The organism is Pseudonocardia bannensis (assembly GCF_012911875.1).
In the GTDB taxonomy this organism is placed as follows: domain Bacteria; phylum Actinomycetota; class Actinomycetes; order Mycobacteriales; family Pseudonocardiaceae; genus Pseudonocardia; species Pseudonocardia bannensis.
In genome coordinates this window covers 16130-40069 of record NZ_JAAXKZ010000027.1, presented here as the reverse complement: position 1 = coordinate 40069, position 23940 = coordinate 16130, and the positions used below count along the sequence as shown (strand labels likewise).

Genomic DNA, 23940 nt, shown 5'->3' with positions numbered 1-23940 from the left:
ATCGATGACATTGCAGGACCACCTGCGTGTACTGCGTGAACAGTGGATCGTCGTCATCGCGGCAGTCCTCATCGGACTTATCGGCGCAGGTGGAGCGTTCTTCCTCCGCCCGGCCGAGTACACGGCCAAGCTCACGATGTACGTCTCGGCCCAGACCGGGGAGACGGCGAACGCGGCCTACCAAGGGAGCCTTCTCTCCCAGCAACGAGTGACGTCCTATGTGGATCTCGTCGGCAGCACCCGGGTGAGCCGCGAGGTGATCCAGGAACTGGGGCTGCCCACTACTCCTGAGGAGCTGTCGCAGCAGATCAGCGCCTCGAGCGCGCTCGACTCGGTACTCATCGACGTCGCGGTCACCGGTCGATCGGCCGAGCAGGCCGCGCGTATCGCCAACGCGGTGGGTGCTGCCCTGACCGGGCTCGTCGACGAGCTCGAGCGGCCGTCAGCCCCGAACGGCGTCGCGCCCGTGGCGGTACGGGTGGTGCAGCCGGCGGCCGTACCGATCGCGCCGTCGTCGACCGGGCTGCCCGTGATGCTCGCGCTGGGACTGTTGGCCGGGCTGGCGGTCGGTGTCGGCGCGGCGCTGGCACGCAACGCCCTCGACACCTCGGTCAAGTCACCCGAGCAACTCTTGGCGGCGGCCGGCGCCCCGAACCTCGGCACGATCGCGCGCGACCCGCAGATCCCGAAGCGGCCACTGACGGTGCACGAGGACCCGCAGTCGCCGCGCTCGGAGGCGTTCCGGCAGCTGCGGACGAACCTGCAGTTCGTCGACGTCGACAACCCGCGGAAGGTCATCACGGTGACGAGCTCGCTGCCGTCCGAGGGGAAGACGACCACGGTCGTCAACCTGGCGATCGCGCTGGCCTCCGCCGGGAGCCGGGTGGTGGTTGTCGAGGCCGACCTGCGACGCCCCAAGGTCGCCGACCTGCTGGGGATGGAGCGGTCGGTCGGGTTGACGAGCATTCTGTCCGGGCGGGTGCGGCTGGAGCAGGCCCTGCAGCCGTGGGCGGGCGGCCGCTTCGACGTGCTCGCGAGCGGCCCGCTGCCGCCGAACCCCAGCGAGCTGCTCGCGTCGCAGCACATGCGGGTCGTGCTCGCGGACCTGAAGGAGCGCTACGACGTGGTGCTCATCGATACCCCGCCACTGCTTCCGGTGACGGACGCCGCCGCACTGGCGCCTGCGACCGACGGCGTGGTGCTGGTATGCCGATTCTCAGAAACGACACGTGGGCAGGTGGAGGCGTCGGCAGAGTCGCTGCGGGCGGTGTCGGCACGGTTGCTGGGCACGGTCTTCACGATGGTCCCGAGGTCGGGCCCGCGGGCCTACGCGCAGTACAACGCGTACTACCGAACCGAGGCGCCGATCATGCCGTCGCCCCGATGAACGACATGCCGAGCATTGCGCGGGAGCCGCGCTTTGTGGCCGCCGACACGACGCCAGTCAAGCCTGTCCCGCGGCCGGCCGCGCGGGCGCCTCGGACGGACGGCACGGGAGGCCGATCATGACGGTCCGGGATTACTTCCGGGTGATGCGCGAGCAGTGGCTCGTCATCGTGGTGGCCGTGGTGCTAGGGCTCGCCGGAGCTGCCGCTACATGGTTCTTGCGACCGGCCGAGTACACCGCATCTTTGACGATGTACGTGTCCGCGCAGGTCGGCGACACGCCGAACGCTGCCTACCAGGGGGCGCAGCTTTCCGCGCAGCGCGTGACCTCGTACACCGAGCTGCTCCGCAGTGCCCGGGTGAGTGGTGAGGTCGCGAGCCGGCTCAGCCTGGTCGAGACACCGGACGAGCTGGCAAAGCAGATCACGACGACAAGCAAGCTCGACTCGGTGCTGATCGACGTTGCGGTGACCGATCCGTCGCCGCAGCGGGCCGCGCAGATCGTCAACGCCATCGGCGAGGTCTTCCCGCAGATCGTCGAGGAGATCGAGCGCCCGACGGGGCCCGGCGGCGTCGCGCCCGTGATCGTCCGCGTCGTCGAGCCGGCGTCGGTGCCGAGCGCGCCGACGTCCACTGGGCTGCCCGTGACGCTCGTGCTCGGGTTGCTCGCCGGTGTCGCCGTCGGAGTGGGTGCTGCGCTGGTCCGCAACGCACTGGACACGTCGATCAAGTCCCCGGAACAGCTGCGCGAGGTCTCCGGCGCACCCAACCTGGGAATCGTTGCCTTCGACGCCGGCGTACCCAAACGGCCGCTGACCGTTCACGAGGACCCGCAATCACCCCGCGCGGAGGCGTTCCGGCAGCTACGGACGAATCTCCAGTTCGTCGGGATCGACGAGCCGCCACAGGCCATCGTTGTGACGAGCGCGGTGGCGGGGGAAGGCAAGACGACGACGCTGTGCAACCTGGCCATCGCGCTGTCGTCGGCCGACCGGCACGTACTGCTGATCGAGGCGGACCTGCGGCGGCCCAAGGCCTCCGACTACCTGGGCCTGGACCGCTCGGTCGGTCTGACCAACGTGCTGGCCGGTAAGGCACAGCTCGGCCAGGTGTTGCAGCCGTGGGGCGGCGGGGCCTTCGATGTGCTCGCGAGTGGTCCGCTGCCGCCGAACCCGAGCGAACTGCTCGCCTCGCAACAGATGCGGGACCTGCTCGATGCACTGCGACGGGACTACGACTCGATTCTCATCGACGCTCCGCCCTTGCTCCCCGTAACCGACGCCGTCGCCGTCGCGCCCCTCACCGATGGGGCGTTGGTGGTGTGCCGCTTCGGGGCGACGACGACGGTCCAGGTGACTGCCACGAGGGACGCGCTCAACGCGGTCTCGGCCCGCCTCCTGGGGACGGTGCTGACGATGGTTCCGAGCGGCGGACCGCGAGCGTACGCCCAGTACAACGACTATTACACAACCGACCTACCGAGGGAGCTGGCGTCGCCGAATGGCCTTTCCGTCACTCAGCGGAGCCGCCGGTAACAATAGGCGGAAGCGTGTATCGGATCCAAAAATTGAAGCCCAAGTCTTCACTCACTCTAAGGTGCCGGCGGCGCACTCGTGGAGGGCATCTCCCTCTGCGTCCAGACGCCCATGCGCGTCGGCGGTATCGCCGGCCTCGCACCTGCCGAAGCCGTGATCGAGGAGGTCCGCAACGCCCTGTCCCTGCACCCTGCTGGCTTGCCAATCGGTGTAGATGGACCGTGTCACCCTAAGTCGTAGCGCGAATCCGTGGACGGAATTGGGACCAATCGCCACTACGTAGGAAGCAGCTGATCGCGCCGCGCATGATATCTCAACGAGCTGAGGAGTTGACTTGAGAAAAGTAGTCCTGTTAAACGCATATAGTGCAGAAAACAGGGGTGACGGCCTGCTTGTAGAGCTTGCCGTGGATCTGGTCCAAGAAGCAGTCGGCTCGAATGTAGATATTAGTGTAATAGCAGCCGACCCGGATTCGTTCTCGGGCTTAGATGTAGTGTCGCCTCTGCCGGGAAGAGGTCGAGCTACCCGCGGAGCCGCTGGAGCAGTTCTCGTGGCTAGTGGCGGACGTGTCGGATTGGCGAGGGGCTTTGCAACACGGATTCAACAGGCTGATCTCATCGTTTCGGTCGGCGGAGGCTATCTTCGGGGCGGCCATGCAGCGGAACTACTGAAGTCAACGTTGGTTCATGGCGCCCAAATCATGGTCGCGAGCAGAGCTGGCGTGCCCTGGATCATGCTGCCGCAGAGTATCGGTCCATATCCGAACGGGTATCGTCAACTCCTTGCGGGGTATCTCAAGCGCGCTCAGCGCATATTTCTGAGGGATGATGTCTCGACGACGGAGCTAAGAAGACTCCCAAATGTAGCGCGAGTAGCTGACACGGCGATCCTAGAGATGGGGAAGACCCACCCGACTTCTCAGGATTCGGCTGCGCACCACATTGGCTTGGTTATCCGTAATCTTCGAGCTCCAGGCGGGTATCACACTCAAGTACGGGAGCTTTTTGGCAGATCCGATTCCTGGATGCCAGTTGTCCAGTCGACCTACTCGGGCAACGACGACACCAACTTCTACCTTGAACTTCTTGGAGTGCACGCCCGATGCTCCTTGGAAGAGGCACTACAGGGTAATGCCCTGAAAGCAGTTGTTTCAGTTCGGCTACACGGCGCCCTGAGGAGCATCATGCTAGGCGTGCCTGCAATCCACCTTAGCTATGAGCGTAAGGGTAGGGCAGCCTTTGAAGATCTTGGCTTGGGTGACTATGTATTCGACGCCCGCACCTTCCGGGCGCAGCAAGTAAGCGGCGCGATCGAGTCAATACTGCAGGACCCAGGCGGGTACTGGGGCACGATACATGCAGCGCTTCACAGAGTACGCCAACAGCGTACGCAGGTCATCGATGAGATTAGGGCCGCAGTCTGCTCGACGGCCTGAAGGCGAAGAAACTCAAGTCCGGCTCCCCTCCTGTCTAAAATGGACGGCAAGATGACCAGTCGCCCCACTATTGCGGTCGTAATACCCACACTGGGCGCTTCAGCGACCAAGCTGCTACGACTGCTCACTTCCATTCAGAAGCAATCGTTTCCTCCCCATGAAGTCGTAGTTGTGTCGCAAGGACCCGTATTGTTACCGGACTCATTGCTTACAGCTTATGGATTCGAGAACGCTCGAGTCATACGCTCTGAGACCGGCTTATCACGCGCGCGGAATCGAGGGTTGGAAGCGCTGCAGTGTGATTGGGATATAGTAGCTCTACCTGATGACGACGTTTGGTATAGCGATAACGCGTTCGAGAAGGCATGGGGCCTGCTTGAGCGAACTGGTGCGGAAGCGCTAAGTGGCAGCCTCTATTTGCCAGGCCGCATTCCCAGCAGGCATCAGTTTCCAAATCAGACGATCGACCTAGACGCTAGCAATGTTTGGAGCGGCTCGATAGAAGCTGCCTACTTTTTCCGGAGGCGATTTATCCATGGGGTTGGAGGATATGACGAGAGCCTTGGGTTGGGGTCTCGAACTCCATGGCAGTCTGGCGAGGGAACAGACTTGCTCCTACGTGGCATCAAGAAAGGGTACCGGGTTCTAGGTGCTCCAGATATCGAGGTATGGGAGGATCCGCAGCCTGTTTCCGGAGGGCTGATAGGATTCGAGCGGCATCGAAAGTACGGGCGCGGCACGGGCCGTGTGTATAGATTACGATATTCGGTTCCCGCACGCATACTCTTCACCCTTCGCTCTATCGGGGCCGTCGTCACAGCAAGATCGCGACCGAGACTGCTCGCAAAGTCCGCCGCGCTACTCGGCCGTATTGAAGGTATGATGGGGATTTGTCTGAAACGGTAGGCGGGGCATGAGTGATGCCCGACTCCGGCATGCAATAGGTAGTGAGATCCACAGCGAGGTTGGAAGATGACTCGCCCGCGCCAGATGTGACCGCGGCGATGGTCGTGGACCACGAAGCCCGTCCCGGTGATCTGGGCATCTGCTACTTCCGGTTGTCCGAGTGGGCCGCTACGCGACCGACACGCTCGGGAACGAGGTGACCTTCCCGGCTTATGCCTGTGAAGGGCGGCGCGAAGATCGAAGACAGGCCGACGTCTTGGCGGGTCGCAGTATCCGAACGAGGGTGACAACGGCGATGAGCACCGGGAATGCCCGGCCTTCGGTCCAATAGATAATGCGAGGTAGCTCGAGCAGTCCGATTGCGACGGTCGCGTAGCCGAGCAGGGCACCCAGGTTGCCACGCATGATCGACGCGTATAGGGATCCGATCACGAGCCCTGTGATCAACCAGACGAGGACCATTCCGACCAGGCCCATCTCACCATGGGTGAGCAGGAACGACCCCTTGTTGGTGAACTGTGGGTCGGCGTGACGCACCAAAACTCCTTCGATCCACTCGCCCGAACTCATCCCCAGGTAGGTTGGTGGGTTCAGTACCTCGCTGAGCCCTGGGGCGTTCCACACCAGCGGAAACGACTGGTACGGGGACTGTGGCCCGGGCAGGTTCTGCAGCGCGACATCAAATAGCGCGCTGTTGTTGTAGGAGGTCACGTAGTATCCGAGCAGTCGCAGGCTCACGAACTCGAAGAAGCTTTCCGAGGTCTGATACCGCAGTATGGCCCAGCTGCGGAAGTACTCGAACGCCCCAAACACTGCCCACAAAGCCGGGACGGCATAGAGGGGGAGCAGCCGCACAACGCGGCTCTTCCAATCGGGCCGGCTTTCGGTTGTCAGTACGTGGAAGATGATGAGCGGTAGGACCACTTCGATCAGTGCCAGCCGCTCCGCGTAGAACAGCGCCCGGAACAGCGCGAATACGATGATGGCCCGATACCACCGGGACCCGGCGTCGATCCGCCGCAAGAGCGCGCCGAGGACCGCTGTGACTGAGCCGAACTGGGTGAGGGTCGTCAGCCCGCCGACGGGTCGGGCGTTCTCCTTCAACCCGGAGATCGCGCCCTGCTGCTGTTCGAGGACGGCTAATAGCTGCGCCGAACCGACTCCGCTGGCAACAGCGAACCCCATCCACAGGACGTACCCGACGACGGTTAACCGGAAAGACCAGCGGTACGCGACGTGAAGCCGTCGAAGTTGTGTGTCGGAGATGTGGAACCGAAGTCGCGACGAGTGTCCGTGCCTGTAGGACGTGAGGATGAGCCCGAGGAACAGGCTGACGAGCCCGACCAGCAGCGTGACGGACTCCTCGAAGTCGAGGTGCTTGCGGACCCGCCAAATCTCGTACGCCGACTCCGGCAACAGGATCGAGACCAGCGCCGTGGCTAGGGGAACGAGCGCCACCAGCGAGATCGGATGCAGCCACCACGGGAACGTGAACTCCACGTATCGAGGCCCGTCGCCGTAGGTGGACAGGCTGTCGCGGGCGGGACGCTGTGGTGCGCTGCGTGTTGCTGCCCGTGCCACCTGTGCGGCCCCCCTCGTCCCAAAGGTCTCAGCTGGGTATAGCCAGCGCGGCCGCAGGATTAGTGCTCAGCCAAGCTAGTTACCTCATCTTGATGAACCGCTCGTCGCGTGGCTCGACGGGTAGACGGTAACCGACCCGGGGCATCGGTGCCGCCTCAACTCCGCGGTAGCCAACGACGTCACGTAGCTGCGACGCCGGTAGCCGACTCGGGAGCAGCTGTGTTGGGTAGCTGATGCTGCCCCCCGTGTTGCGGAGCCACCCACCGGCGGACCTTCGATGCGAGAAATTGCGTCGGTCGCTCGACCAGGCGGAAGAACACCCATGCGGTAACCAGGGACAACGGCGGTGCGATCGTCAGCACGATCGCCGTGTCGTCGGTCCTCAGCAGCATCGCGGCCGACACGACGATCGAGAGGTGCGTCAGATACAGACTGAACGAGAGGCGGCCCAACCACTGGTTGGACCCGCAAATCACCGAACCGCCGGGCCATTGAGTGGTCTAGGAACACGAAGACCAGCAGCGACGCACCGAGCAGCACCAACACATCCAGATGTTGGGGGCTGAAGGTCAGGGGCGCCCACTCGGCGAGGAGCAGGACCAGCGACGCACCGATCAGCGCCAACCATCCGAGCCTGGTGATGCGGGCCGCACAGCCTGCGAGCGTGTCGCGTTCCACGGTCATCACCACGCCGACGCCGAACATGGGCAGGCATAGCGTTGGTCCTGTCCCAAATTCGGAACCGACGGCAGTCGCCGCGAGCAGCAGCAGCTTCGCTATCCGCCAGCGGCGGAACTTCACTGCTGCGAGGATGTAGAGCGGCAGCAACAGCGAAAAGGTGATTTCGTATCGAAGCGACCACAGCGTGTTATTGAGCCACGACGGGTTCGACAACAGCAGTGCATCCCGCACGAGCGTCGCCGCGCTCGGGTTGGGAGCGTGCTGGTTGATCCAGTGGCTCTGTTCAGGTCGAGCCAGGCGAGGAGCCACAGTGGTGAGGATCTTCGCGAACACGAGCGATGCCCACACGGGCACGTACAAGCGGATCAGGTGCTTTGGATAATAGCAGCGCCAGGACGCCCGCCCGCTGAGAAACGGCAGCAAGAGCACGAATCCGGACAAGCACGAAGAACACGAACACTGGTTCGTGACCCGCCCACAGCAGATGCGCCGGCGAGTAGACCGGCCACCACTGCCACTCTGTCGGTCGCAGACCGGAGAAGAGATCCGGGCTGCTGAAGACAGACGAGACGTTCATACTGTGATAGATGACGAAGACAAGTGCGGCTACCCCTCTTAAGCCGTCGAGTACCGTAAGTCGGCCCGACTCTGTGTCGTCCGCTGGTTCCGCGCTATGCATAATTGGCCTATCGCGCGGCGCACCTCGAAGCGTTAGCGCAGCCCTACAACACCACCAAACCTGGTAATTTCCGTGACTCACCGGCGGACAACCGTCGGCCGTCCGAACACAGCACGCCCGCGTCCCGCAGCCTTAACCGGTCGCGAGCCGGGTTTTCACCGCGTTCTAAAGGCCGGGTTTGTGGAGGTCTCGACGTGCTCGACTTGCTCCTCACCGCTGGCGACTCCTAGGGCCGCACCCGCCGTCACCTGCGCGACGTCCGTGTGCCGCTAGACGGGGATACAGCGACTGACTACGACATCTCCGCGCCGCAGCCGTGCGAATCACCGTCGTGCGGATCTGAGGGCTGGATCCACTCGAAAGGCCGCCCGACGATGGAGTGTCGGATCTGCTTGCGCCGGTGCTCGAGATCGGCGCGGTACCGCCCGTTTGCCGGTACGGTCGTCGATGCAGGCGTGGTGCGCTTCGCATGCAACACCGCCCAGGTCTAGCGGCTACCCGGAATGCCTTTGTGTCGACCAGAATGGGCTTGTTCCTGCAGCGGCTGGCGACGCTTTACATCTCGTTGGTGTGGTCCAACAGGGTTGGGTGCGGGGGCTGGACGTGGCCGAACCCGCGGCAACTCCGCACACACCGCTGGGATCTGCTCACCGGCGGCGATGGGTTCGTCGACGGCGGCCTTGAAGTCGCTCCGGCGCCAGACGGCGACGATGACAGTTGGACCTCGGCTCGATCGCGGTGGCGCCCGGGGCTAGCACTTCGGGCTCTTTCGGCTCGGCGCCGACGCCGCGGACACACCGTCGCGAACGACGCTACGTTCCTCGGGCTACGTATGCGCCGTGTGGGCTGACCGTCTGTGGAAGAGTTGGCCCGACGGGCCGTGGCGCCCCTGGTCCCACCGGCCAGCGTGATTCCCCAACGGTTCCGGACCGCAGCGCGGCCACCGCCGCCGCCACGCCTATCGTCATCGCCACGGCGCCCACGAGGTACAGCATTGGCCCGGGGCGCAGCATCACGGCTGCAGCCGTCAACGCCGCGACCGACGACACGAGTGTGGCCGACTGCATCACAGTCGGCCGGGCCATGACCGCGGCGAGGATCAACGCAGGGAACCCGAAAGCGAGCATCCGAGGCCAGTCGGTGGCGATGGCCATCGACGCCACCACCGGGATGAGAAGGGTCCCCAGGTAGCGGACTTCTGCGATGCGCGCACCAACCCCGACCACCAGCGGCCACAGTGGCCCGAATACGAACACGAACGTGGCCACCGCTGCCATCGGCGCCGAGCCGTGAACAGCCGCCCGCGACTCCAACACCAGCTCGAGGTTCCCGGCTGTCAGGTAGTCGAACAGCGGCGCCTCGGCCAACGGCAAACGACGCACCGCCCAGTAGGTGAGCACCCCAGCAGCAGCGCCTGCGCCACCGGCCACAACCCGCACCCGGTCTCGCCGCAGCAAGCCGGCGGCGAGGACCGGCACGAACGCGAACAGCACCGACTCCTTTGTCAGCACCCCGACCACGGTCAACGCGGCGAGTAGCCACCAGCGACGGAGATCCGCCGCGAAGAGCATGCCGACCATGAGGGCGTACGCCAGCGGGTCGACCAGGTACGGGTTCTGCAGCGCGTACACGAACGTCGGCGATGCCCAAAAGAGAAGCACGGCGAGGGCGGCCCAGCGGCGTCCAGCCCGCCGAATGACCCACATGGCGAGCAACGCGGATGTTGCGCTGAGACCCGCCACGGTCAGAATGTGAAACCCGAGTCCGGTCTCGAAAGGAAGCAGGGACACGATGAAAGGGAACATCACCCGGTAGCCGAAGGGCGCGCCTCCAGCCCCGATCCCTTCAGTAGCCATCCGGACATACTGCGCACCGTCGTGAGTCACGCCTGCGGCACCGGGGTCGGGTAGCACTGAGAGCGCGACGACACCGACCAGGCCGGAGATGGCGGCGGCCAGCATGGGGATGGCCCTGGACGTGATGAGCGCCGGCGCCAGAGAGTACTGCTGCGCTATACCAGGTCTGGCAGGTTTGCGATGCCGTGGGAGGCCTGATCCTCGAGCTATTGAGTCGTCGTCGGCCGGCCTCATCGCTGGGACGCTGGGGCTGTTCACGATCACCTGTCGCCGCTCGACCGCAGGGCGTTAGCTGTCCTCCCGCCTCGTCATCAATCGTGATGATGAGCTTGCCGCTCAGGTGGCCCGTCCGCAGGGATTCTGAGGACCGTGACGGCCGCCCCAACCCAATCCGGTGCCTGGCGCCTGGGGGCCCGCTGCCCGGAGAACCCCGGGGCATCTGAGGGACCGGACACGCTCCAACGGCAGTCTGGCCGCGACCCATGTGGTTCTGCTCGCGCCGGCTCTCGAAGTCGACGCTGCACCCCGCGGTAGGCGACAGACGCATGCAGCACTGCGGCGTTCATTCATCGGGGCGAGGTTTCCGTCGCGGGAGGGGTGGGAGGTGCGGGACGGTCGGTGAACAGGGCGCGCTACCAAGCGGCGACTTCCTACAGACGATGCCGCCGCACGACCACGCGGTCCGAGCTATCCCCTTGTGCCGCACAATTAGGATCTGCAGCATCGCCGACGACCCTCGTCGAGGCTGGTGACCTTCCGGGGTTCACGCTCGTCGACGCCATCGACCCACTCCGCAGGAAGCGCGAGACAAGGGGACGCTTAGTCCAAGCATGTACTACGCGCGTCCCATGTGGATAGAACGACGATCTACCTCTCTACAAGGGAAATCGTTAACGCTGCTAAGCGGGAAAGACTGTCGGCCTCGTCAAATAGCGAAGCGCGCTTCCGTGCTGCTGCGCACCCGGATTCAATATTGCTAGGTTTAGTCAGCCACGTCACTATCGCGGAAGCGAGCTCATCAGCATCTCCGGCAGGAACTACTTGACCGACGTCCTCAGTTACAACTTCGTCGAGGCCTGGGATAGATGATGCGACGATGGGGCGCCCACTCGCCAGTGCTTCGAGGGCGGTTAATGGTAAGCCTTCCCAGCGGGAGGGAATCACTACAAGGTCGGCCGCCGCGTACCACTGGCGCATGTCTGGAACGGCTGGAACGCTCGAAATGGTCTCGTCCAGTGCACCCAAGTGCCTATTATCGTCGCCGTCGGCGGCGCCGACGAACACTAGGCGTGCTGCTGGAATTGCAGACGTAACCGATTGCCATGCAGAACAAAGCACATCTTGCCCTTTTTGTAGGGACCATCGCCCCGAACAGATCGCGATCTTTGCCGAGGGCGACAAACCGAGATTCTGGCGGGCGATGTCCTTGGCTTTGGCATCAGAAAATTGAAACTCTTGTAGGTCAACGCCGTTACGTACGATCTCCATCGTGGCTTTTAAGCCGGCCAATCTTCCCACCTTGGCTTCGCCGCTACCAACACAAATCAATCTGTCGCACCACCGGGTGGCCAACCGCTCCCATCGCATCGCCAGGTGTCCTGCAGGCCCTGAGATTGCTAGCCACGACCAGCCATGCGGCTGAAATATGGTGGGGCGGGATCCCCGTATGGCCAACCGACCCGCAAGGCCCGCCTTTGATGAATGGAGGTGAATGATATCCGGACTGATTGCATCAACGATCGCTTTAAGTCGGCGTGTTTCGCGGATGACAGCGAGATCGGGAGCGCGTTCTGCTTGCCAGGGAATGTGTCGCGCACCAGTTGACTGAACGTCCGCGGCGAGTGGGCCATCGGTGGGTGACGCAACGAGCACACGCCACCCTAAAGACAGCTGATACCTACAGACTTTGGTCAAATAGCGGTAGACGCCCCCTGTTGTGGGCTGCGCCACGTGCAATATCGTGACTGTGTGGCGCGCCGATGGAACCTGTCCGTCCGCCCACACTTCAGGCGAGGGCTGGCCCTGTATGGGCAAGTCCGTGAGGTTGGTCTTGGCGTCTGGCCGGGATCGTTCCATACATCGCACCCTAGCGCGACACCGAGCTCCGAGTGAGGTACAGGAGAGGGACATTGATTGCATGAGGGCTCCCCGCAGCCTTAGGCTCATTCGTAGATGTTGAAGCAGCATCCCTGCTCGGCACGGAGCGACAACAGCGAGGTTCGACCTCGGCGCTGAAAGCGGTTACTGAATAAGACGTGTCGCAACGGGAGCGCGTACTGTATGGGCCGGGATGTGACGGGGAAAGGACTTCCGAGGCCAGTGAGAGTACTTATGTCTGAGAGGTTTCTGGCAAAGAATGTTGGCGGTAATAGTACATATGCAAGGTACTTGGCCCGCGGATTGCGCGACTCGGGTGTAGAGGTCGGACACATCCGGACAGGATCATCACCCCTGACGACGATCTTGTGGGAAACAATCGACGGACTTCGAAAGGCTCCAGCCGACAGCGTACTCCACTACATTGCAGACACGGGCCCTCTGTTTCGAGTTCGAGCTCCATCTGTGGTGACCGTTCATGGCGTTGCAAGCCGATGGATAAGGACTGCACGAAATAGTGCGCAGGAATTGGCTTGGCGTGGACGAGTGCGAAGGGCGATCGATTCGACAGATGCGGTAATAACAGTGTCGAGTTCGAGCGCCGACGACATATCAGAAGTCTTCTCAGTGCCGAGAGACCGAATTTCAGTCATCCCGCATGGCATCGACCTAGCATCTATGAGTAGAAGTGAGGATATTTCGGGCAGCCTTGCTGGAATCCTTCCTAAGAATTTCGCATTGTATGTTGGCAATATTGAGCCACGAAAGAACCTACGGGCGCTGGTGGGGGCTTTCGAAGCTACCGCTCTACGGGATCTCGGAGTGCCGCTTGTGATCGCGGGAAAGCCCGCGTGGAATTACGCGGAAACGCTGCGAGATATAGAGGCAGCGGAGAACGTGATCTATGTTGGATTTGTTTCCGATGCGGATCGGGCTGCCTTAATGCATCGTTGTCAGCTGTTTGTCTTTCCGAGTCTTTACGAAGGCTTCGGTTTTCCGGTGCTGGAAGCGATGGCGGCGGGCGCTCCAGTGATTTGTTCCAATCGTGGTTCTCTCAGGGATTTGGCCGGCCCGGCGATGTTGTTCGAGTCGGTTGATGTGGAAGGGATTGCATCCGGTGTACTGAATGCGTTGATCGATGATGACTGGCGAGACAAGTGCCGCAGAGAAGGGCCGCTGTGGAGTCAGAGATTCGACTGGTCAGAAAGTGTAAATGCGCATCTGGACGTGTACACTCGACTTCTCGATTGATGGAAGCGCCTGTACTTCCGGGAAACGTTTCTTGAATTCGTCGCTACCTGGCTTTAATGTTTCTAGCGGTGAGGGAAGCGCTGTGTTTATCCTGGAGGCTGACTGTAGCGGACTGTCCGTTTTTGCGCGAGACGTGCACGCGCAGGCGATCTCCAATAGTCAGTGCGCTGAACCGTCTCCACGAGGCTTGCGGTTGTGAGGGGCTGCTCAGTGCTAAGTAGTAGACGGATTGCATCGATCATCGAGCAGGCGCTCGCGAGTATGGCGTCTCTATTGTCTCTTGTGTCCGCTGCTCAGTACCTGTCTGCGAGTGCTGTTGGCGAGTTCAGTCTCGCCGTAGGGACAGTCTTGCTCGTGCAGTCTCTGGCGAGATCGTTCACGGGCGAAGTGCTGCTTGTAAGTAGCACCCGTTCAGATAAACGGGGCACATCTACAGTAGATATGTTTGGCGCGGTGACATGGCTTGCGGTGTTGGTTTCCCCCGCGGTGTATTTTATCATGGTGGCATTAACGGTGGACAGCAGGCTAGCGGGTAGTACCGCTGCATTTGCTGCTGCAGCCTTGTTTCAAGACGGCATTCGCGTCTATCTGATAAAAGAGGATCGATCCGGAGTACTCCTATTTTTTGGCTGCGCGTCGGCAGTCTTGCAACCGGTATTGATCCTAGTTGCGGGTGCTATGTCTGGAGAGGCATACGCTGCTGTGATCGCTGCTGCAGGAGTGGTCGCTTCGCTCGTTCTTGCAGCAATCGCAGTGAGGTTGGTTCGAATAGATTTAGCGGGTGGGATTAGGTGGCTGCACCTTCACTCGAGCATGGGCTCCGCCTATTTTCTTGAAGTGCTGTCCGGAGCATTGTCTGGCTACTCGCTCATGGTTTTTCTGGACATCTTCTCTGGTCCTGTCGCAGTTGCGGCATACAGGGCGACAGTGTCGCTGTACGGACTTACCAGCATACTCATTAATTTTGCGCGAGTGACAATCTTGCGCGACCTGGTGGCACGTGTGAACATGGGCGCGAACTGGAGTGTCGTGCGAACTAGCGCTCAGCTAGGATTGTTCTTCTTAGTGGGTGTATCGATCACGTTTTGTTCGCTCCTAGCGGTTCCGAACGAAGTTGGATCCCGGCTGCTGGGTGATGTCTGGTGGTCGGTTCAACCGCTGCTGCTCTTGGGTGCCCTTAGTCGATTGGCTGCATCTTTCTCGGTGATCCCGACAATTGTCCTGCGTGCATCTGGTGTGACGTGGAGGGCAACGTGGATTCGCGTCGTGATCGGTGTGGTGGGGATGGCATCTGCACCTTTCGCTGTGATAACCGGGGGCGCGGGTGGCGCGTTCATTCTTGAATCGGCGGTTTATCTTTGCTTGGCGATAGTTTTAGGCATAGTCCTGGTCAGGTCGTTGCGCTTGCCAGGCACTGGAGCGTGAGGCAGCCCGGTCCGCGGTCCTGACCACTGGCACCAACCGAGCGTCGTCGTAGTGCGTTGGGACCTTCCCGGGCCTCGAGACGGGCGCCTATGAGTTCTTCTCTCGTGCCCGGTCTGACTGGCATGAGCAGGACGAAGACCGGCCCCTGGCCGTTGGTCCATGCCGAGCGGACGGCCTTGGCCTGCGACCTCGCGGGCCTCGACGACGAGCAGTGGGCGGCCCCGTCCCTGTGTGCCGGGCTGACGGTGCGGGAGGTTCTCGCGCACATGACCGCGGCCGCGAGCCTGAACCCCGTGCGCTGGATGGCGGGCGTGATCCGCTGCCGGTTCGACTTCGACAAGCAGGTGGCGATGCGCCTGGCCGAGCACCTGGGCTCGTCGCCGGCCGAGACCCTCGCCGGCTTCCAGCGGGTCATCACCAGTACGACCGCACCGCCCGCGCCGACGGTGGCGTGGCTCGGCGAGGTGGTCGTGCACTCGGAAGACATCCGGTGGCCTCTGGGCATCAAGCGCGAGCACCCGATCGAGATCGTCACGCGGGTGGCCGAGTACTACCAGGAGTCCGACCAGATCGTCCTCGCCAAGGGTCGAGTGGGCGGCCTGCGTCTCGTCGCCACGGACGGACCCTTCGCCACCGGCTCGGGGCCGCTCGTGTCCGGCACCACCCTGGCCCTCCTCATGGCGATGTCCAGGCGCGCGGCGTACTGCGACGAACTCACCGGGGCCGGCGTCGCGACGCTGCGCGAGCGCTGCTAGTACTCCAGCCGCAGTTCGTTAGGTGCGTTGCTCTCGACGGCGGTAGTGGGCTACCCGGGCTCGATGTTGGTGTCGTCGTCGCCAGGTCGACCAGGCCCATCGCAAGCTCTGGGTGGGGATGTGGATCAGAGGTGCCAGGAGACGTCGGATCTCGGCGAGGGTGAGCGGGATGAGGCCGCTGCCAGGTCTTTTGGGGCGATCGCCGCGGTGACCGAGAGGTAGGCGTGGGCGAGCAGGGCGAGGGTGATGTGCCGGTACCAGGCGTCGTAGCGGCGGACTTGGTACTGGTCGAGTCCGACCTCGTTCTTCGCGGTCTGGAAGCATTCCTCGATCGCCCAGCGGGTGCCGGCGACCCGGATCAGGTCGTCGTCGGTGGTGCCGGGCGGTCCGGCGCACAGGTAGTAGGCCAACTCGGGCTCGACCCCGGCCTGGAGCTGCTCCTCGGTGAGGATCTGGCGGCGCACCAGCAACCAGCGTCCCCACCCGGCCGGGGCGTTCTCGGGCGGATACAGCGAGGCCGCGGCCCAGTCGTAGAACCGCTCCCCCTTCACGCCCGGACCGGCGGAGCGGCGCTTCCACGCCTGCTCCGGGGCCCGGGCGACCAGATCGTCCGCCCGTCGTGAGCCGCCGATCTGGGAGATGTCGGCGTCCAGGGACAACGGGATGGACTGATTTCGGGGAACCGCGACGACGTAGCCGATCCGGCGCTGCTCGCACCAGGAGCGGAACTTGTAGTCCTGCCCGTATGCCTCGTCCGCCGCTACGAAGGCCGCCGGAACTCCGGCATCGAGGGCGCGCCCGAGCATCTGTTGGGCCAGCGTGGTCTTGGTGGCGAACGCGACCTCGTCGGGCACCGCCGCCTCTCGGCAGCGTTCCGGATCCGAGGTCCAGGACTTGGGCAAGTAGAGCTCGCGGTCGATCAGGGTGCGGCCCTTGCCGGTGGCGTAGGCCAGGAACACCCCGAGCTGGCAGTTCTCCACCCGCCCCGCGGTGCCCGAGTATTGGCGCTGCACCCCGGCGGACTTGGTGCCCTTCTTGATGAACCCGGTCTCGTCGACGATCAGCACCCCGCCCGGCTCGCCGAGGTGTTCGACCACGTAGTCCCGCACGTCGTCACGGACTCCGCCGGCGTCCCAGGTGGCGGCGTTGAGTAGCCGTTGCATCCCATCCGGGGTCGAGTCACCGGCGACCTCGGCCAGCGTCCACCCGTTCTTCCCGGCCAGCGGGGCCAGCAACCCCCGCACATACGCCCGCGCCCGCCGCCTCGGCTCCGCACGAAAGAACCGGCCGGCCACCAGCCCGAACAACCCGTCCAGGCCACCCACCCACGCCTCGAGATCCTCCGCCGACTCCACAAGATCGAACCCTATCGGAAGAGCCAATAACGAACTGCGGCTGGAGTACTAGGTATCGGTGCCGGGGTAGGCGACCGCACTGCGCCGGCAGGACATCGCCGAGGACGGGAGCTCTGCCCGGTCGCGCCACCCGGTCGAGGGCCGTGGTCTGGTCGTCGGGTCGCCGAGGTTCCGGGTGGGAGTCCGAACGTGGACGGCGTCGTGCAGGCGCCCGGCCGCGAGGAGGGCACCGACGGCGGCTTGACCCACGGCGGCTGGTCGATGCCGTATTTCGACCCGCAGACCATGGGGCCGATGTTCAACGAGCTCAGGGGGACGACGGAGGCGCTGCTGTTCGGCCGGCGCACGTGGCAGATGATGGCCGCCGCCTGGCCCGGCCGCGCCGGCGGCCCGCTGACCTGTCCTGGCCGAAGGTGATGCGATGGTCCGGTCCTCGTCCCGGGCCCTCGTGCGGTCTGATATGCGCGAACGCCGGGGGACGCAGTGGATGGTCGGTGTGGAGCGCTAGATCGTGGCCCAGACCGTCTTGCCGGTGGCGGTTCTCGTGACGCCCCACGTGGCGACGGCGTCGATGATCGTCAGTCCTCGTCCGCGATGCCTGCCGAACCGGGACCGGCCCACGGTGAGCGGGGCGAAGGCGTGAACGTCGTCGACCTCGATGTGCACGCGGTCGTCGTCGACGTCGATCCGTATCGCACAGAGCCCGCCGCCGTGCTCGACGGCGTTGGTGACCAGTTCGGTGCAGACGAGTTCGGCGTCGAGTTCGATGTCCTCGCCCTCGGGCAGGTTCGCCCGTAGCCACTGGCGCAACTCCCGGAGGCGGGTGACGTCGTGGAAGGTGAGGCTGAGTGACCGTCGGGGAGCATTCGACTCAGCCAAGCTGCACCTTCCCGCCCGCACGGACCCCAGTGTCCGGGTGACGCCGCCGATCGCCGCCATGTGTCGCGACTACCCGGCATCGTCCCTCTTCACCCTTGAGGTGCGTCGGGGCACACCGTGGCCGCGACGAACGGTAGGCCTTCCAGGAGCAGGATGTCCCAGGCCCGGCCGGGGGATCCGACGACGGCTCTGCTGACACCGGCAACCGCCGCTGCCGGAGAGACGATCTCCTCGCGTCCCCTTGGGCTGACGGGCTGAGGGCACGCGGAGGGCACACGGTGCGAGTCGATCGACGAACGACGAAGGCCCAGGTCCGGGTTGGACGCCCTGCGACCTGGGCCTTCGTGATGAGAGCGGATGACGGGAATCGAACCCGCGTATTCAGCTTGGAAGCAGCCTGCCGCCCGCACGTCTTGCCCCTGACCTCGGCGGTAGCTCGGTCCTGAGGAGCCGTCAGTGACCGCAGTTGACCGCCGCGAATGGCCCGGCCGTTTCCTTGCCGCACTCCCGTGTGCTGGCCGCTCTGCTCGTCGTGGCCCGCCGCGGCGTGCACCATGCTCCGACTCAGGGAGCGGCTTGACGGTGGACGGCCGACCGGTTCTTGACCTGCGCCTGAGCCGTGACCAGACCGTCTGCGTCCGTGCATGGTCTGCGCGAGCCGTCTTCCTGCTCACACCGAGTGTTGGTGGTGATCTCCTCGCAGCCCGGTAGCCCTCGGGCGTGCCGTGAGGAGATCACCACCCCGCCGAACTCCTTGGTCTCCGAGCGGTGTCGGGTCCGGGCAGAGCGTGCGACACGAGGTCGCACGTCGTGAGTGAACTACGGATTGGAGGATCGACGATGTCGATCGGGTAGTTCCAGGCCAGTGCTCAGGGGCCTGTCCCCACCTCAACGGGCGTCGCTGGTGACGGCGGGGTCCGAAGCTTGAGGGAGAAGCCCAAGGGTCCCCGCTCCATCCGGGGATCACAGGCGAGGGGAAGACCGGGCGGGTGAATGTAGGTGAATCCTCGAATGCTTCGTCATCGGACAGCCTCGGAGATGGGATGCCGAGCCGGGGTATAGGACTGGCCGCTGGGAAGCGGCAGGCGGCGACCGAAGAGCTCTGGTCGGTCGTGTGAGCACCGCCGTCCCGGAGTAGAGAGGGCACCCAATCCGGTCGCATCTCACACGTGCGGAACGTGGGAACCCCGTCGGGTCCCCGCAATTGGCGGGGTAGGCCGACCGCGAGGAAGGCCGAATTCCTTGACGGGAACAGGATGCCCAAGAAGCGAATGCCGGTGGCCGAAAGGCGACACGAAACCGGGAGCGGGTGATCGGCGTCCTCCTGCCGTGGCTCCTCGGATAAGTGGCCGGATACCGGCGCCCGCCAGGCGCCGAGCCCCGATGTTGGGGTGCTGAAGTGGGCAGGTGAGCTGTTGGAATCGTCTCTCGCAGACGTCTTCACCGAAGGGCAAGTTGGACGCCGATGGCACACACGCACACCGCGGTAGATGCGGAACGCGCCGCCGTGGCGAACGGACCGGAGGGCGAGTCCGGGCAGCCGCGCAGACCGACACCAGGTGTCAGCATGCGCGCGGCTCGGGACAACGTAGGGCGGCTTCGACAGAGGATCTTCAAGGCTGCGCAGGCCGGGGACCACAAGAGGGTCCGCAACCTGCAGAAACTGATGCTCCGCAGCCACAGCAACACGCTTCTGGGCGTGGAGCGGGTCACCGAGCTCAACGCTGGCCGCGCGACGGCCGGGGTCGATGGTGAGGTGGCGCTCACCGACGAGGCCAGGGCGGACCTGGTGGCACGCGTGCCACGCGAGGCCGCGACCTGGCAGCCCCTGCCGGTCAAGCGGATGTACATACCCAAGGCCGGTGCAGGCCACAAACTCCGACCGCTCGGCATTCCCGTGATCTTCGACCGGGTGCTGCAAGCCCGCGTGAAGAACGCGTTGGAACCCGAGTGGGAAGCCCGGTTCGAGATCCGATCCTATGGATTCCGGCCGGGACGGGGCTGTCACGACGCGATCGAGGCCATCTTCAATACGCTGCACGGGCGAGGCGCCCGACGGCTGTGGATCCTGGACGCGGATCTGACCGCGGCGTTCGACCGGATCGACCATTCCCAGCTATTGGCCGCGCTCGGGTCGTTCCCCGGACGGGAAACGACCCGGCAATGGCTCAAGGCGGGCGTGTTCGAACCGGGCAAGGGGTTCGCTCCAACCGAGGAGGGAACCCCGCAGGGCGGGGTGATCAGCCCCGTCCTGTTGAACGTCGCGCTGCACGGGCTCGAACAGGCCGCCGGGGTTCGTTATCGAACCAGCACCGCCCGCAGCACGTGGGCGCTGGCGACGTCCCCGGTGCTGGTGCGCTACGCCGACGACTTCGTCGTCGCCTGCCACAGCCAGCAGCAGGCCGAACAAGTCAAGGCACGGCTTGCCCAGTGGCTGGCGGTCCGAGGACTCGCCCTCAACGAGGACAAGACGTCGATCACGCATGCAGATCGCGGGTTCGACTTCCTCGGGTTCAACATCCGCCGCTACCCCAACGGCAAGCTGCTGATCAAGCCCAGCACGGCGGCCATCACGCGGATCCGGAAACGGCTGCGCGAGGTGTTCCAGAAGATGCGCGGCGCAACGGTGCTCGCGTTGATCCAGACCCTCAACCCGATCATCTCCGGGTGGGCGGCCTACTACCGGGCGGCGGTGTCCAGCGGAGTGTTCTCGCTGCTGGACGACTACGTGTGGAAACTCGCGCTCAAGTGGGCCACACGCCGCCACCGCAACAAGCCGAAGAAGTGGATCGCCGACCGCTACTTCGGCAGGTTCCATCCTCACCGGAAGGACCGATGGGTGCTCGGCGACCGCGACAGCGGCGTCTACCTCCTCAAGTTCTCCTGGACCAGGATCGTCCGGCACCAGCTGGTCACCGGCGGTTCGTCACCAGATGACCCCGCCCTGGCCGACTACTGGGCCCGCCGGCGTCGCAAGCACAAACCCCCGCTGGGCCGCTATGCCGTGTTCCAGCTCCAACGTCAGCACGGGCGCTGCCCGATCTGCGGGGACTACCTGCTCCACGCCGACCACGCGCCCACCTCGACCGAGGAGTGGGAGCAGTGGTTCCGCGTCACTCGCAAGGCGATCTCCAAGCACAGCCTGAAGATCGCCGGGGGCGCGGAGCCGGGCACACCGGACCGGGACCGCCTACACCTCGTACACACCCGATGCCGACGCTCTGCGTCACCTCGTGGAGGCATCGGTCCAGCACTTCTGCGCGCCTGACAGCCCTCGCGGCTTGCTTGAGCCGGGTGCGAGGAAACTTGCACGCCCGGTTCTGAGGGGGCCCCGGCGCAGTGATGCGCCGGGGCTACCCGACCCGGGTTCTCGTGTGGTTCCCTAGGCGCACGATGAGTCCTGGACCGCCGACGAGTCTGCCTGTGTGGCATGCAGTCGACCGAAGGATCTCGCAGTGACCACACGCATCGTCCGAATTGATGACCGGACCGAGCTGTACGTCGAGTCGATCGGCGACGACAGCGCACACCCGCTCCTGCTGCTCGGGGGCGCAACCTGGTCGAAGGATTGGTGGGATGACGAGCTGTGCGCGAAGTTCGTGTCCAGTGGCTATCGAGTGGTCCGTTTCGACCAACGCGACACCGGAGAGTCCACCGCGTACCCGACTGGTGAACCGGGCTACACCGGTGCGGACCTTGTCACCGACGCAGTCGCTGTCCTGGACCAGCTGGGCATCCAACGGGCGCACCTGGCCGGGCTGTCGATGGGCGGCGGTATCGCGCAGCAACTCGCCGCCCGGTATCGCGAGCGGGTCGCATCACTCACCCTGATTTCCACCAGCCCGGCGGACCCTGCCATCGACGGCCTGCCCGGCCCGGCACCGGAGATCAGGCAACTGTTCACCGAGAAGACCGCCGAACTCGACTGGACGGACCCGGCCGCGGTCATTGGCTACATCGTCGAGGGCGAACGTCCCTTCGCGGGCCCCGGCAACTTCGACGAGGATCGTCTGCACGCGATCGCGGCGCAGGTTGTCGACCGCACCGGGAACCTGCCGAGCATGATGACCAACCACTTCATGCTCGCCTACGGCGACGAAGCCCCCTACGCGCTGAGCGATCTCGCAGGCATTCCGACGCTCGTGGTCCACGGAACGGCCGATCCGATGTTCCCGCTCGACCATGGCAAGGCGCTCGCCGAGGCCATCCCCGGGGCCCGGCTCCTAGAGCTCGTCGACGTCGGCCACCAGCTCCCCCCGCCGCACACCTGGGACCGCTTGATCGCCGCGATGACAAAGCTCCGAGCGTCTGCGTAGTCGAGGGCCGCGGGACCCCTGCCGCTCCCCCTCGCTTGTGATCGGTCGCCACTTCGGTCGTGCCGGGCCGGGTAACACGCGGGCAACCTCTTCGCCGCCCAGACCGGCGCGAGTACCCGCGATCTGATGGCCCGGATGGGGCACGACGACATGAGGGCGGCGCTGATCTACCAGCGTGCGACGAGCGAGGCCGACCGCCGGATCGCCGACCGGCTCAGCGCGCTGGTCGAGGGGCGCGAGGTCACCGACGGCCAGGACGACGACGAGGACGGTGCCTTGGGCGCCCTGGTTCCGGTCGGCTGAATGGCCCGCTAATGGCCCACGCGGTGAGTGGATCACCGAACGACGAAGGCCCAGCTCCGGTGTGGACACCGTCTGAGCTGGGCCTTCGTGGTGAGAGCGGATGACGGGAATCGAACCCGCGTATTCAGCTTGGGAAGCTGATGTTCTACCATTGAACTACATCCGCAGTGCGCGTCTGAACCTTAGCACCTCACGCAGAGCGGTGAAGCAGGGCCGGTCGGATGCCGCCAACGGGGTGGTTCTCACACTTCCGAGGCTCGCGCAACCGGAAAGATCTCGACGCGTGGTGTCCGCCTGGTTCACACTGCGGAACGCCAGCAGGTCAGCTCCCCCGCCGCAAAGGATCCACGGATGACGGCGTTCGACCCGCTCCTGGGCGCTCTTCCCGCCCAGGATCACGATCATGATGTGCTGCTCATCGCGGGCAGCCGTCCCGAGGTGGCGCGTCTGGCGCCCGTGGCCACGGCCTTCGCCGACGCCGATCGCATCCGTGCGTTCACGGTCGCGACGGGTCCGGACCCGATGGCCGTTCACGAGGCCTACGAGGCCCTCGCCGTGCCCGCCGACATCACGCTGCTGCTCCGCGAGAACCCGGGGCACGCCCCGGCCGCGGTCGCCGCGACGCTGATGACCCGGCTCGACGAGCTGCTGGTCGACCAGGACCCGACGGCGATCATGGTGCACGGCGGCGGGGTCACCGCGGCCGTCGCCGCGCAGGTCGCGTTCTGGCGGCAGATCCCGGTCGTGCACCTGCAGGCGGGAGTGGCCACCGACGACCTGCTCTGCCCGTTCCCGCAGGAGGCGAACCGCCGCATCATCAGCCAGCTGGCGTCGCTGTTCCTGACCACGAGCGGTCCCGCGCTGGGCAGCCCGCTCGGCCCGAACGTCATCACCGTCGGCGACACCATCGCCGCGAACCCGCAGCCGGCCGACCTGCGCTTCGCCCGGATGGTCCGCCGGGTCCGCGACGGCGAGGCGCGGCTCGTGCTGGTGGGGCTCGACCGCCCGGCCTCCAGCGAGATCATCGACGACCTGCCGGAGCTGCTGGAACGCGATCCCGACACCGAGGTCGTGCTGTTCGGTGACCTGTGCGACGACGACGCGGCCTGCCGCCTCGCGGAGCTCGACCGCGCGGTCGTCGTGCACGCGCTGCCGCTCGCGGAGCTGGTCACCCTGGTCGCGGCGGCCACCGTGCTGGTCTCGGACGACCCCGAGCTGGTCGCCGACGCGCCCGGGCTCGGCACCCCCGCCGTGCTGGTCGACGGGCCGCATCCCGAGCACCCGGGCGACTCGATCCGCAGCATCCTCGGCCCCGCCGTGATGTCCACGGTCCTCCAGGTGCTCGACGCCGATCCGCGGCAGCCCGCCGAGGTGTCCGACGGCCGGGAGGCGGCCCGCGTCGAACAGGCCGTCGCCTGGATGTTCGGGCTGAGCGCATCCCCGAGACTCCAGCCGCCGCAGCCGTCCTCGACCGACGCCTGAGAATCGGCCTCGCCTCAC

General features: G+C 64.8%; 18 protein-coding genes and 1 tRNA gene. 12 read left to right on the top strand and 7 right to left on the bottom strand.

What is annotated here, in order from left to right; translation table 11 throughout:
• Positions 1-4 precede the first annotated feature (4 nt).
• The 4 genes from HF519_RS10100 to HF519_RS33260 all read left to right on the top strand — a co-directional run bounded on the left by HF519_RS10100 (position 5) and on the right by HF519_RS33260 (position 5262).
• The gene (locus HF519_RS10100) at positions 5-1387 is read left to right on the top strand and encodes a tyrosine-protein kinase domain-containing protein (protein WP_169412471.1); all 1383 of its coding nucleotides are present in this window, start codon (positions 5-7) and stop codon (positions 1385-1387) included.
• Between the two features lie 118 nt (positions 1388-1505).
• On the top strand, positions 1506-2921 hold the full coding sequence (locus HF519_RS10095; RefSeq protein ID WP_169412469.1) for a tyrosine-protein kinase domain-containing protein: 1416 nt from the start codon (positions 1506-1508) through the stop codon (positions 2919-2921).
• 334 nt (positions 2922-3255) lie between these two features.
• On the top strand, positions 3256-4356 hold the full coding sequence (locus tag HF519_RS10090) for a polysaccharide pyruvyl transferase family protein (RefSeq protein ID WP_169412468.1): 1101 nt from the start codon (positions 3256-3258) through the stop codon (positions 4354-4356).
• Between the two features lie 39 nt (positions 4357-4395).
• Positions 4396-5262, top strand: coding sequence for a glycosyltransferase family 2 protein (locus HF519_RS33260; protein ID WP_169412466.1), 867 nt, complete (start codon positions 4396-4398; stop codon positions 5260-5262).
• 210 nt (positions 5263-5472) lie between these two features.
• Here HF519_RS33260 and HF519_RS10080 read toward each other — a convergent pair whose 3' ends face one another.
• The 4 genes from HF519_RS10080 to HF519_RS10065 form a co-directional block, all read right to left on the bottom strand.
• Entirely contained in the window at positions 5473-6843 is a 1371-nt protein-coding gene (locus tag HF519_RS10080) for a hypothetical protein (protein ID WP_169412464.1), read from the bottom strand.
• A gap of 84 nt (positions 6844-6927) precedes the next feature.
• On the bottom strand, positions 6928-7965 hold the full coding sequence (locus HF519_RS10075) for an acyltransferase family protein (RefSeq protein WP_169412462.1): 1038 nt from the start codon (positions 7963-7965) through the stop codon (positions 6928-6930).
• Between the two features lie 1050 nt (positions 7966-9015).
• Complete coding sequence (locus tag HF519_RS10070) at positions 9016-10164, bottom strand: hypothetical protein (RefSeq protein WP_169412461.1); 1149 nt, start codon at positions 10162-10164, stop codon at positions 9016-9018.
• Positions 10165-10926: 762 nt separating this feature from the next.
• The gene (locus tag HF519_RS10065; RefSeq protein ID WP_246242994.1) at positions 10927-12135 is read right to left on the bottom strand and encodes a glycosyltransferase; all 1209 of its coding nucleotides are present in this window, start codon (positions 12133-12135) and stop codon (positions 10927-10929) included.
• Positions 12136-12339: 204 nt separating this feature from the next.
• Here HF519_RS10065 and HF519_RS33255 point away from each other — a divergent pair, with 204 nt between their 5' ends.
• The 3 genes from HF519_RS33255 to HF519_RS10050 all read left to right on the top strand — a co-directional run bounded on the left by HF519_RS33255 (position 12340) and on the right by HF519_RS10050 (position 15587).
• Complete coding sequence (locus tag HF519_RS33255; protein WP_369009244.1) at positions 12340-13407, top strand: glycosyltransferase family 4 protein; 1068 nt, start codon at positions 12340-12342, stop codon at positions 13405-13407.
• A 354-nt stretch (positions 13408-13761) separates the two neighbouring features.
• Positions 13762-14832: a hypothetical protein gene (locus HF519_RS10055; protein WP_169412455.1), complete on the top strand. Its 1071-nt coding sequence runs from the start codon at positions 13762-13764 to the stop codon at positions 14830-14832.
• Positions 14833-14954: 122 nt separating this feature from the next.
• Positions 14955-15587 (top strand): maleylpyruvate isomerase family mycothiol-dependent enzyme, encoded by a 633-nt coding sequence (locus tag HF519_RS10050; RefSeq protein ID WP_169412453.1) that lies wholly within the window; start codon positions 14955-14957, stop codon positions 15585-15587.
• Positions 15588-15712: 125 nt separating this feature from the next.
• Here HF519_RS10050 and HF519_RS10045 read toward each other — a convergent pair whose 3' ends face one another.
• A complete protein-coding gene (locus tag HF519_RS10045) occupies positions 15713-16957 on the bottom strand; it encodes an IS701 family transposase (RefSeq protein WP_438826387.1) in 1245 nt (414 codons plus the stop codon).
• Positions 16958-17131: 174 nt separating this feature from the next.
• Between HF519_RS10045 and HF519_RS10040 the strand changes: the two genes are divergently transcribed.
• A complete protein-coding gene (locus tag HF519_RS10040; RefSeq protein ID WP_169412451.1) occupies positions 17132-17359 on the top strand; it encodes a dihydrofolate reductase family protein in 228 nt (75 codons plus the stop codon).
• An 87-nt stretch (positions 17360-17446) separates the two neighbouring features.
• Here the strand turns inward: HF519_RS10040 and HF519_RS10035 are convergent, their stop codons facing one another.
• Positions 17447-17821, bottom strand: a complete 375-nt coding sequence (locus HF519_RS10035) for an ATP-binding protein (RefSeq protein WP_169412449.1) — start codon at positions 17819-17821, stop codon at positions 17447-17449.
• Between the two features lie 1567 nt (positions 17822-19388).
• On the opposite strand from HF519_RS10035, the gene ltrA reads away from it, so the two are divergent.
• The 3 genes from ltrA (at position 19389) to HF519_RS10020 (ending at position 22440) form a co-directional block, all read left to right on the top strand.
• Complete coding sequence (gene ltrA / locus HF519_RS10030) at positions 19389-21089, top strand: group II intron reverse transcriptase/maturase (RefSeq protein ID WP_169412447.1); 1701 nt, start codon at positions 19389-19391, stop codon at positions 21087-21089.
• A gap of 187 nt (positions 21090-21276) precedes the next feature.
• Positions 21277-22137 (top strand): alpha/beta fold hydrolase, encoded by an 861-nt coding sequence (locus tag HF519_RS10025; RefSeq protein ID WP_169412445.1) that lies wholly within the window; start codon positions 21277-21279, stop codon positions 22135-22137.
• 126 nt (positions 22138-22263) lie between these two features.
• Positions 22264-22440 carry a hypothetical protein gene (locus tag HF519_RS10020; protein WP_211169814.1) on the top strand — a complete coding sequence of 59 codons (177 nt, stop codon included), beginning with the start codon at positions 22264-22266 and terminating at the stop codon, positions 22438-22440.
• Between the two features lie 95 nt (positions 22441-22535).
• On the opposite strand, the gene HF519_RS10015 is transcribed toward HF519_RS10020, so the two are convergent.
• Positions 22536-22606, bottom strand: a tRNA-Gly gene (locus HF519_RS10015).
• Positions 22607-22791: 185 nt separating this feature from the next.
• On the opposite strand from HF519_RS10015, the gene HF519_RS10010 reads away from it, so the two are divergent.
• On the top strand, positions 22792-23922 hold the full coding sequence (locus tag HF519_RS10010; RefSeq protein WP_169412443.1) for a UDP-N-acetylglucosamine 2-epimerase: 1131 nt from the start codon (positions 22792-22794) through the stop codon (positions 23920-23922).
• Positions 23923-23940 lie beyond the last annotated feature (18 nt).